Source organism: Limosilactobacillus galli (genome assembly GCF_947381495.1).
Classification (GTDB): domain Bacteria; phylum Bacillota; class Bacilli; order Lactobacillales; family Lactobacillaceae; genus Limosilactobacillus; species Limosilactobacillus galli.
The window spans coordinates 1-10,323 of the sequence record NZ_CANCWK010000052.1; the positions used below are offsets into that span (position 1 = coordinate 1).

Genomic DNA, 10,323 nt, shown 5'->3' on the forward strand with positions numbered 1-10,323 from the left:
TTAACCAATAAGCAGTTTAATTATGATCCGCACGATAAACATGCCATTCTAAAAAGTGATTTGATGGAAGATAAAACAGATGAAGAAATTAATCGATATATGCTTAACAACCTCAGTATCTATGATCAGATTGGGGAATAAAAATGAATCAGTATCAAAAACTAATTGATAATTTAACGAAGTTAAATTTACATCATATGGCTGCATCAATTGCGGATTATCGGCAACAAGTCAATGACAGTCAAATCAGCTTTAGTGAAGCACTATTAGAATTAACTGATAAGGAGATTACCTATCAGCAGCAGGAAAGCCTAAAGAGAAGAATCAAACGTGCTAGATTTCCGATTATTAAACGACTAAATGAGTTTGATTATCAATTTTAACCTTCGATTAACCAGCAGCAAATCGCTGAGTTTGCGACCATGTCATTTCTGGATAATCAAGAGAATATTATCTTTATTGGCAGCCCTGGCGTAGGTAAAACGCATCTGGCAATTGGTCTTGGCATCGAAGCATGCCGGCAAGGTGTACGAACACTATTTATTAATTGCCATGAATTAATACTTAGATTGAAGGCGGCGCAAGAAAAGCAACATTTAGAGCGCGTAATGCGCCGATATGAAAGATATGACCTGTTAATCATTGATGAATTAGGCTATTTACCAATAACAGCGGATGAAGCGAAACTATTGTTTCAACTAATAAATGGCCGCTATGAACGTAAATCAACGATCATAACGACCAATGTACCATTATCAAGTTGGGAAACCGTCCTTCAGAGCACGGCGACGGCAGAAGCAATTTTAGACCGCCTTGTCTACCACTCACATGTAATTAAGATCAAGGGAAAGTCATACCGTTTGGCATCGGTCAATCCCTAAACCGCCCAAATCATACATTTTTAAACCGCCATAAAACGACAATTTTAAATTGCCCTTGACATATCACTACAGTGTCATAAACACAATGGAGGAGTTTATCATGAAAAAGAGTATCGTTATTGCTAGTACAGCTTTAGTTGCAATATCTTTAGCTGCATGTAGCAACCAATCATCAAGTTCCAAGAATACATCTGATAATGTTAAAACTGCTAAGAAAGTAGCAGCAAGTAGTTCAAAGCCACAAACTGATAAGTTCAATAATAACGAGTATGGTGTAATGGGCTATTTAATGCTTAGTCAAACGGATGCTTCAAAATTAGCAAATGCAGAAAAAAGTACTGGCGATTCTGACGGCATGAAAATTTCTAAAAATGCGAATACTTATACCTTTGAAGTCTTTCCAATGGGGCATTCAACAGATATTACTGTTAATAATGATAATGTAACAGTTAAATATGACGAAAATACTGATGGCACTGGCATGGGTAACAAGAATGGTAGTAAAACCTATTCTAAGCAAGAATTAGTGAAGAAATATGCCAACCAAAAAGATACGATTGATGAGATAGTTACTAAATATGATTTAAATAAAAATATAGATTCTAATAGCAGTAGCCAACAACCAGCTCCAACTGACCTTGATGAAAAAACTGAAGCAGTTCTGATTTACGCTAAAGCAAATGGCTTCGATACTTTAGATGTATCTGACAACAATGATGCTAATATGGAGTTGTCTACTGCTGATAATGGTAGAAAAACTGTTGGTTATGGCTCTGATGGTGATGTTCAGTATCAAATTAATGGTAATAATGTTACCTATTGGACATTGGATCACAGTAATGATACACCAGCATATAAGCAAAAAATGATTGAACATACAACTACTCTTTCAGAATTAAAACAAGAATTCTATACTGCTGGTAATCAACGTCAAACAGTTGATATTATTACTGACAATATGGACGTAGATTAATCATGAATTAAAATAGGTACTACATATTTTGAATTTATGTAGTACCTATTTTACTCTATACCACATATAAGCCATAAAAACTATACTTGCTCAAGTTTAAGAAATGCACACAGTTTTCAATTAATTATTCCTATTAAATCAACGTTTATAGGATGTTACTCAATTTTCACATGCACACGCTTTTTTTGTGTGCACAGCTGTGTGCATAATATTCTAAAATAAACAAAAATAGTCCTTGATACATCTCCGTAAAACGTTGATATATCAAGGACTAATAAACCTTGTAAGTTTTAATTATGCTGACTAGAGGATTCGAACCTCCGACCTCATCATTACTAATGACGTGCTCTGCCAACTGAGCTAAGTCAGCATTTAACCAACAAATAGTAGTATAGCAGATCACGTTTAGAATTGGAAGAGGTAATTTAAATTAATTTACAGATGACTTCAATACCCGTATCTGTCGCAAATGGCGTTCGATCTGGCCGCTCTTTTGCAGCTGGGCCAGCTTGCGGGACAGGGTCTCCGGCGTCGTTCCGAGGTACGAAGATAGGTCCTTCAGCTTCAGCGGCAAGGTGACCAGCGTGCTGCCCTGCTTGGCGACCAGGTGGTTAAGGTACATCGCCAGTCTTTCCTCAATGCTCGGCAGGCCCATCAGCTGGGTCTGCTGCCGCAGGTCGTCGATCGTCGCCGCCTGCCCGGCCAGGAGCTTTAGGGCAATGTCGCTGTGGGCCTGGATCAGCCGGGTGAAGTCCGCCCAATCGAGGATACAGATGTCACTGTCCGTGGTCATCTCCACGTAGCTGCTGCTGTTGGTAACCCCCAGCAGCCAGGTCTCACCCACGTAGTCCCCGGTGGTCAGGACCCGCTGGACCTGCTCCTCGCCTGCGGCACTCAGTTGGTACAACCGGCCCTTCCCCCGTTTGACGATCACCAAGCGGTTGCTGTTGTTCGGGCTGATGACGATTGTTCCCCGACTGACGCGCTGGTGGTGAACCAGCCGTTCCACCTGCCGCTGCCGGTCAATACTCAGCTGGTTGAAAAGGGGCACCAGCCGCACGCAAAGTTCTTCTGCCATAGTCATCCCTCCACCAGACTAGTCTCTAGAAGTCGTCATCGTCGTCTTCAGTATACAACCCTGTCCGCAAATCATGACCCAGGAAGCGCTGGGTCAGGGCGATCTGTCCCTTGATCCAGGCGAGCAGGTCGGTCAAATTGTTTGCCAGCTCCGGCCATTTCTCCTTCTGGGCCAGGGCGAGCGCCTTTGTGATGAAGAGGGTCTGGGTATCGAAGTCCTTGACGAGGGCAAACAGCTGGTCATCCCCCTGCTGGTACTTGGTGACCCCGTCCTCCTCCAGCATCGTGAATTGCTTGTACTGGTCGGTGGTCGTCGGGATGCTCTCACCGCTATTGACCAGCAGGCGGTTGAGCTTGGCGAACTCCGCCTGCTCGTATTCGATCCACTTGTCCCCGGTCTGGGCCAGGAATAAAGCGGCAGGGCCTTGAGCAAACAGCTTGGCCTGGCTGATCTTGAGGGAGTGGATCAGCAGGTTGGCAATGATATGACCGGTCATCGCTCCGGCGGTCGGGGTGTGATGGTCGATGTCGCTCTGCTTCAGTTCTTGTTCGTATCGTTCTGCACTTGTCATAATTAAAGCTCCTTTGTCTTGACACCCTGGACTGCGTAGCCCATCTTCTCAATGTTCTTCTGCACCGTATCGATAGAAGTCTGGGCCGGATCGAGGGTAAACTTTACCTTGCCCGCGTTGAAAAGCACCTTGACGTCCGCAGTACCACCAATGCTCTCCACGCCCTTCTGAATCTTAGTCAGGCACGATGGGCAGGTCAGTCCACCGAGTTTCATCATTACTTTTTCCATTCTGAACACTTCCTTATATGCTTTATTTTAGGTCATTGGCCGGTTTCAAAAATTGACGGTGGTCAACTTTCGGCGAATATTTGATTAACCGCATACTGTTCAAGATCACAATCAGGATACTCAGTTCGTGAATCAGCATCCCCAAAGCCATCTCAATGTAGCCAACGAAGAGACCGATGAACAGCAGGACAACCGTCAAGAGGGCGATCGCGATGTTCTCATTCATATTCCGCATAGTCTTGTTAGCTAACTCAAAGCCGGTCACCAGGTTGGCCAGGTCGGACTTCACGAGGACGAAGTCGGAAACATCCATTGCCACGTCCGTTCCGGACCCCATCGCCACGGCCACGTTGGCCGCCGACAGAGCCGGACTGTCGTTGATTCCGTCCCCGACAAAGGCGATCCGGTGGCCTTGTTGGCGTTCCTGCTCAACGAAACGGGCCTTGTCCTGGGGCAGCATTTCCGCGTGCACCTCGTCGATCGGGAGAGCCGCCGCAATCTCTTTAGCCGTCCCCGCATTGTCCCCAGTCAGCATAACCAGGTGCTTGACACCCAACTGTTTGAGCTGCCGCAGGGCTTGTGCGGTTTGCAGACGGAGCTGGTCCTTGATGGCGAAAATGGCCAATTCACTCCGGTCGGCACTGGCGAAGATCACGAGGGAATTGCCCGCGGCGGCCAATCGTGTTGTTTTCTCCTTAAGGTCGGGGGCATTTTCAACTAGGCCCGCAACCAGCTGCTGGTTACCTAACCGGTACTCTTGGCCCGCGATCGTGGCCCGGATCCCCTGCCCCTTCACCGTTTTTACATTAGTTGGGGTCAGCTGGCGATCTATTGACAGGTCAGTGATTGCCTGGGCCAGCGGGTGATCCGACTGTTGTTCAATCGCCACTGCCTGGTCGATGATCGTCTGCCGGTCCCCGGCCAGTACCAGAACATCCTTGACCGCGGGCTTACCCAGGGTCAGCGTCCCGGTCTTGTCAAAGGCGATTGTGTCGACATGCCGGAGCCGGTCCATGACGTCCGAACCCTTGAAGAGAATCCCCCGTCGGGCACCGTTACCGATCCCCGCTACCGTTGAGGCCGGCACCCCAATGACCAGGGCCCCGGGGCAACCGAGAACCATCACGGTGATGGCCAGGCGAAAGTCTCGGGTGATCAGGCCCACAATGACCGCCGCTAGCAGAACGAACGGTGTGTAGTACTTGGCAAAGCGGTCAATGAAGCGCTGGGTCTTGGTCTGAGAATCCTGGGCCTCCTCCACCAATTCGATGATCTTGCCAAAGGTGGTGGCATCCCCAGTTGCCGTTGTCTCCACTGTGATCGTCCCGTTCTCCAGAATGGTACCGGCATAGACTGGGTCGCCTGCCTGCTTGGTGACTAGGCGGGACTCACCGGTGATGCTGGCCTCATTTACCAGGGCAGACCCGGCGCGGACCGTCCCGTCGACCGGCACCTGGGCCCCCGTCTTGACCAGGACCCGGGTTCCGGCATCCAGGAAATCGACGTCCTCCTCGCTGGTGGTGCCGTCGTCATTGACCACCAGGGCCGTTTGCGGGGCCAGGTTGGCCAGCTGTTGAACAGCGGACCGGGTCTTCTGGAGGGTCACATCTTCCAAGACTTCCCCCAGCATGAACAGCCAGGTCACGATCGCTGCCTCATTGAACTCGCCGATGATGAACGCCCCGATCACGGCAATGCTGACGAGGACATCAATGGAGATCAACCGGACCTCCAGAGACGAGATCGCCGTCAGCAGGATCGGTGCCAAACCGATAAGGCCGGCAACAACCATGATGGCCTGGTAGGCCAACAGGCTGTGGACACCAAACCGGGCCGCCTCCGCCAGCACCAGCATGACTGTCGTGACTACCACGATCGAGTGGCGGTACTTCGTGAAAAATTGTTGAATCTTAACCATATGCAGCTCTCCCTTCACCATCTAAGTATAGGGAAGCTCCGCCCGGACTAAATTGACGGTCGTCAAGTTCTGCAAACAAAAAATCGGTTGATGAGCCGCCGCGGGTTCATCAACCGATTTTATTCAGGGCTGGGTGTTCCAAGTCCGGCCCAGCGTTATGTCAGCATTTCTGAGGGAATAGGAAAATAAATTTTATGGAAAACGCAGCTTGATATCTTCCTTAGTTGCCGGCTCATAACCACCGTTGGCACTCATTACCTCTGGCCGCGGCCGATCGCCATCAGTGCCCGGCTTGTCGACCCCAATCGAGTCACGAACAGCCTTGGTCGGGTCCTTGATCAGGCTGACCACGAAGGCCGCCACACTCCGCCGTGAGACCTCAGTTCCCTTGACGCGTAGTGGTCTCGTAGTCAACTTCATCGAGGTTGGTCAGCCAGGCTGGCCGAATAATAGTGTAGTCAAGGTCACTACCCTCGACCACGTCCGCTGCTAGACGGTACCGGTGGTAGTAGCCGCCCAGGACCTGCTGGTTCCAGCGGCCAAACTCACCGGGGATCTCGTTGTAGATACCCAGAGACGAGGTCCAGATCAGGCGTTTGACCCCCTCCAGGTCCATGGCCTTCACAATCGTCTCGGCGGCCTTCTTGACCTCCCCAGCCAGGCTTGCGTAAACGATGTCCATCCCCTTGACGGCGTTGCGAACATCATCCAGGTCCGTCGCATCCCCGACGATCTGCCGCTCCTGTTGCAGGTCGGCACTCAGCTTATTCGGGTGACGTAAAAACAGGGTCAGGTTGATGTCTGGATTCTTTGCCAATGCCTTGTCCGCCCACTGGGCAATCTGACTGCTAGCACCAATTACCAATACATTCTTCATTATAAAAACCTCCCATCAATAAACTAATCCTTGAACCTCGGCAGGATGTTTTCCGCAAAGTCCTGGACAACTTCCTTGAACGGCCGCTGCGTTGGCTTCAGATTGATCGTGACGTGGGAAAGGCCCTGCTCACGCTGCTGCTCCCAGAAGTCGGCGATCGCTTTGGAGCCGCCCCATAGGTAGATGTTGTTGTACAGCCGGGCCGGCGCGTTCGGGTCGTCGAGCAGCTCCACAAAGTTCGCGTAGCCAAACGGATGCCAGGTGTTGTCCTTGTTGCACTCCTTGATGACCCGGACGATCTTGTTGGTGTCATCCAGGTTGACCCCGTGCCAGATCCAGGCATCCGCGTCGTTGGCCAGCCAGCCGAAGCTCTGCCGCGAGCGGCCGATCGAGATCATCGGTAACCGACTGTCCCCCGGCATCTTCGGGAAAATGTCAATCGAGCCGTCCAGGGTTCCGTAGTGCTTGCCCGCGAACTTAGCGAAATGGCTCCCCTGGTCCGCCAGGGTCCGAATCATCTCCCACGACTCCCGGAAATGCTCGGCACGATCATCAAACGTTTTCTTAAAGGCCGGATATTCTACCGGTCGGTCCCCCGTCGACATCCCCAGGATGAAGCGGTTATTAGTCAGGACATTCGCCGAAACGGCCGCCTTAGCAATGTGAATCGGTTACCGCAACGGGGCAATCATCCCCGCGGTCCCGATCGCAATCTTGCTGGTCTTGGCCGCCAGGTACCCCATCGTAACCATCGGGTCGAGCCCCTGACCGACGTCACCAAAGTGGGGATCGTAAAACGGCACGTCACGGATCCACAGGGTTGCGAACCCCGCCTTCTCGGCCAGCTGGGCCGTTTCTCCCAGGTCACCGACATCTGGAATTGGCGTATCCGGGTAACCCTTGAACGGAACGATCAACCCAAAGGTCAGCTTTCCCTTCTTAAACACCCGGGAAAAGCCGTTGTGGCTGGCCAGGTCGGCCGGCAGGGTAGCCTCATCGGCACCATCCTCAGTCGAGTGGAAGAGGCCACTGTTATTGGTTCCCAAAATCGACAAGTTCGGAACATTCAGGTGGTTTTGATCAAATTCTTTTGCTATGCTTTGTACTTCCTTTCAATCAATTTGTTTGCGCACGCAACGTTAATAGTAAAAAGGGGGCGGTCACTTATTTCACTTCAGGAAATCCTTGTATTTTGCCAGGCTGACCTCGACCTCTTGCAAAACGTTCTTAAGCAATTCTTCCCCCCGGGTCGTTAAAACGATGTAGGTGGCCCGCTTGTCCGTACTGCAGGCAACCTTCTCAATCACTCCACAGTCTTTGGCCTCGAGCTTGGTGATCATTCGCGAGACCGCCGACGCGGAAAGGTGCAACTTATCCTGCAGGTCATTCTGCATTATCCGGTGATCGGCCGTCTGATCCAAGAAGTACAGCAGCAAGAACTCGTTCAACGTCAGGGTCGAGCCCTCCACACGCTGGATTGCCTGCTCAATCTCCTTCTTCATTGCCAGCTGACGGTTGGTGTATACAAACCATTGGTCAAGGTACGTCATTTTCTCATCCCTCTCTGCTTATATGCTTGCGCACGCAATTATTATAACATGGTTAACTACAATGTCACAGCTCCCCCCGCTCCTACCAAATAGGTAAAAGCACCCTATCCATCCGATTAGTCGTCACTATAATACATATTGCTTTCCATTTTCGCTTACCGCACTATAATTAAGTAAGCGAATTCAAAGGAGGATATTTATGATGGTAGAGAAAGTACTGTACCAAACCGTCGTCGAGAACAAGGAGGGCATCCAGGGCCACGCCAAGGTTATTACCGGTGGTGACCTCGACGTGCTCACCAGCAATCCGGTTCACGATACCCCGGGCACCAACCCGGAGCAACTGATCGGCCTGGCACTGGCCACCTGCCTCAACGCAACCATTGAGGCGGAAGAGAAGCGTCGGGGACTGTCCCACCAGAGCGTTGTCCGGGTCGGCATCAAGATGGGCTTTGATAACCCCGGCTTCCAATTCTGGCTCGATGCGCAGGTCAAGATTCCCCAGGTCAGCCATGATGAAGCGGTTGCCATCCTCGAAAAATGCGAGAAGCGTTGTCCAGTCGCCAAGCTTCTCCAGAACAGTGACAACGTTAAAGTGAACCTCGTTGATGACTTCGATTTTAACTAAGGAAGGATCACATAATGAAATACCTTGTAACTGATAACCGCGATATCCGGTACAATCTGGCACTTGAGACCTACCTGATGGAGCACGCCAACCTTGACGAACCTATCCTGTACTTCTACATCAACTCCCCCTGCATTATCCTGGGTCGTTACCAGGATGCCTACGAGGAGATCAATCAGGAATACGTAAAGCAGCACAACATCATCGTCACCCGGCGGACCTCTGGCGGTGGGGCCGTTTACGACGACCTCGGCAACGTCAGCTTCAGTTTCATCACTAAGGACGACGGGGACTCGATCGGCAACTTCCGGAAGTTCACCGATCCCGTGATCAAGGCCCTACATAAGCTTGGCGCCACCCAGGCTGAGCTGTCCGGGCGCAACGACCTCCAAATCAACGGGAAGAAATTCTCGGGAAACGCAATGAAGACCGAAAAAGGACGGATGTTCTCCCACGGGACCCTGATGTACGACGTCGACCTGGACGTCATCGGTAAAGCCCTGAATGTCCCGGCCGACAAGATTGCTTCCAAGGGTATCAAGTCCGTCCACAGCCGGGTCACCAACCTAAAGCCGTTCTTCAAGCCCGAATACCAACACCTGACCATTGAAAAATTCCGGGACACCTTAGCCAAGACTATCCTGGGTGTCGACGACCTGAAGGATGCCCGCGAATACCAACTGGACGATGAGACGAAGAAGAACGTCGAGCAGCTCAACCAGGCCGTCTACAGCAACTGGGACTGGGTCTACGGCGAATCACCAAAGGCGGCCATCCAGCACCGGCAGCACTTTGCCCAGGGGACAGTCGATTTCCGGATCAACCTGGAAGGTGGCCGCATCAAAGCCCTCAAGACCTATGGTGATTTCTTCGGCCAGCGGGCAATCAGTGAGTTTGAGCAGCGGCTGATCGGGGTCCGTTATGACGAGGAGGCCGTCAAAGATGCTTTAAAAGACGTCCGAATCAGTGACTACTTCGGCAAAATTCCCGAGGACGCGATTCTGGACCTTCTTTTACAACAAAAATAAGTAAACAGGAAGTCGAAAAACACCAACTCGACTTCCTGTTTTTACTTTTGGCAGATTGCAAGAAATAACTTTCTAAATTTCAAGAATAATATACTTAACTGCTAGAATTATTTATATTATTTTAGTGGCACACTTTAACTACGTATCTTTACTCTAGCGATTTCACACTTTTTCACACAAATTAATGGCTAAAATAGTTGATATGACCGCATTAGTACCACCTCATCAAAAATTATAATAATCATTTAATGTTCACGTGAGAAAAAAGTGAGAAACTGATAACATATTTGTATATAAAATAGCCTATTATAACGTCTATAAACAGCGTTATAATAGGCTATCCTACACTATCTAGTGCTGACTAGAGGATTCGAACCTCCGACCTCATCATTACTAATGACGTGCTCTGCCAACTGAGCTAAGTCAGCATAATAACAATTTCCTCAGTTATTATATCAGAAACTGTTATTAAAGAAAAGAGCGCGGACCCGCTAATGGATTCGCGTCAATATTTGCGTGGCAACGTCCTATCCTCGCAGGGAGCGATCCCCCAACTACTTTCGGCGTGTTGAAGCTTAACTGCTGTGTT

Annotated in this window: 8 protein-coding genes, 2 tRNA genes and 4 pseudogenes; 5 read left to right on the forward strand and 9 right to left on the reverse strand. The window is 50.0% G+C overall.

From position 1 onward, the window contains the following. The 3 genes and pseudogenes from QOS10_RS10280 to QOS10_RS08380 all read left to right on the forward strand — a co-directional run. Positions 1 to 141: pseudogene (locus QOS10_RS10280) on the forward strand (IS21 family transposase); the annotation flags it as partial. A gap of 2 nt (positions 142 to 143) precedes the next feature. Beyond that, positions 144 to 881: pseudogene (istB, locus tag QOS10_RS08375) on the forward strand (IS21-like element helper ATPase IstB). Positions 882 to 981: 100 nt separating this feature from the next. Beyond that, positions 982 to 1,854 (forward strand): Lreu_0056 family protein, encoded by an 873-nt coding sequence (locus QOS10_RS08380; protein WP_283595021.1) that lies wholly within the window; start codon positions 982 to 984, stop codon positions 1,852 to 1,854. Between the two features lie 297 nt (positions 1,855 to 2,151). Here the strand turns inward: QOS10_RS08380 and QOS10_RS08385 are convergent. From QOS10_RS08385 to QOS10_RS08420, 8 genes and pseudogenes are all read right to left on the reverse strand, one after another. After that, a tRNA-Thr gene (locus tag QOS10_RS08385) sits at positions 2,152 to 2,224 on the reverse strand. Positions 2,225 to 2,284: 60 nt separating this feature from the next. Continuing rightward, complete coding sequence (locus tag QOS10_RS08390; RefSeq protein ID WP_283595022.1) at positions 2,285 to 2,932, reverse strand: Crp/Fnr family transcriptional regulator; 648 nt, start codon at positions 2,930 to 2,932, stop codon at positions 2,285 to 2,287. 25 nt (positions 2,933 to 2,957) lie between these two features. Then, positions 2,958 to 3,503, reverse strand: coding sequence for a DNA-binding protein (locus QOS10_RS08395; protein WP_283595023.1), 546 nt, complete (start codon positions 3,501 to 3,503; stop codon positions 2,958 to 2,960). A gap of 2 nt (positions 3,504 to 3,505) precedes the next feature. Then, the gene (locus QOS10_RS08400) at positions 3,506 to 3,733 is read right to left on the reverse strand and encodes a heavy-metal-associated domain-containing protein (RefSeq protein ID WP_283595024.1); all 228 of its coding nucleotides are present in this window, start codon (positions 3,731 to 3,733) and stop codon (positions 3,506 to 3,508) included. Between the two features lie 22 nt (positions 3,734 to 3,755). After that, positions 3,756 to 5,651, reverse strand: coding sequence for a heavy metal translocating P-type ATPase (locus QOS10_RS08405; protein ID WP_283595026.1), 1,896 nt, complete (start codon positions 5,649 to 5,651; stop codon positions 3,756 to 3,758). A 267-nt stretch (positions 5,652 to 5,918) separates the two neighbouring features. Next, positions 5,919 to 6,528 (reverse strand): annotated as a pseudogene (locus QOS10_RS08410) (NAD(P)H-binding protein); the annotation flags it as partial. Positions 6,529 to 6,551: 23 nt separating this feature from the next. After that, positions 6,552 to 7,475: pseudogene (locus tag QOS10_RS08415) on the reverse strand (TIGR03571 family LLM class oxidoreductase). A 222-nt stretch (positions 7,476 to 7,697) separates the two neighbouring features. Beyond that, a complete protein-coding gene (locus QOS10_RS08420; RefSeq protein ID WP_283595027.1) occupies positions 7,698 to 8,078 on the reverse strand; it encodes a MarR family winged helix-turn-helix transcriptional regulator in 381 nt (126 codons plus the stop codon). 202 nt (positions 8,079 to 8,280) lie between these two features. Here QOS10_RS08420 and QOS10_RS08425 point away from each other — a divergent pair, with 202 nt between their 5' ends. After that, entirely contained in the window at positions 8,281 to 8,706 is a 426-nt protein-coding gene (locus QOS10_RS08425) for an OsmC family protein (RefSeq protein WP_283595028.1), read from the forward strand. 14 nt (positions 8,707 to 8,720) lie between these two features. Beyond that, a complete protein-coding gene (locus QOS10_RS08430; protein WP_283595029.1) occupies positions 8,721 to 9,734 on the forward strand; it encodes a lipoate--protein ligase in 1,014 nt (337 codons plus the stop codon). A 355-nt stretch (positions 9,735 to 10,089) separates the two neighbouring features. Here the strand turns inward: QOS10_RS08430 and QOS10_RS08435 are convergent. Next, positions 10,090 to 10,162 (reverse strand) — tRNA-Thr (locus tag QOS10_RS08435). Positions 10,163 to 10,323: the final 161 nt, after the last annotated feature.

What these genes read in the sequence shown, in the direction of transcription:
- QOS10_RS08380 (WP_283595021.1), top strand. Translation starts at nt 982, where the DNA reads ATGAAAAAGAGTATCGTTATTGCTAGTACAGCTTTAGTTGCAATATCT.
- QOS10_RS08390 (WP_283595022.1), bottom strand. Translation starts at nt 2,932, where the DNA reads ATGGCAGAAGAACTTTGCGTGCGGCTGGTGCCCCTTTTCAACCAGCTG.
- QOS10_RS08395 (WP_283595023.1), bottom strand. Translation starts at nt 3,503, where the DNA reads ATGACAAGTGCAGAACGATACGAACAAGAACTGAAGCAGAGCGACATC.
- QOS10_RS08400 (WP_283595024.1), bottom strand. Translation starts at nt 3,733, where the DNA reads ATGGAAAAAGTAATGATGAAACTCGGTGGACTGACCTGCCCATCGTGC.
- QOS10_RS08405 (WP_283595026.1), bottom strand. Translation starts at nt 5,651, where the DNA reads ATGGTTAAGATTCAACAATTTTTCACGAAGTACCGCCACTCGATCGTG.
- QOS10_RS08420 (WP_283595027.1), bottom strand. Translation starts at nt 8,078, where the DNA reads ATGACGTACCTTGACCAATGGTTTGTATACACCAACCGTCAGCTGGCA.
- QOS10_RS08425 (WP_283595028.1), top strand. Translation starts at nt 8,281, where the DNA reads ATGGTAGAGAAAGTACTGTACCAAACCGTCGTCGAGAACAAGGAGGGC.
- QOS10_RS08430 (WP_283595029.1), top strand. Translation starts at nt 8,721, where the DNA reads ATGAAATACCTTGTAACTGATAACCGCGATATCCGGTACAATCTGGCA.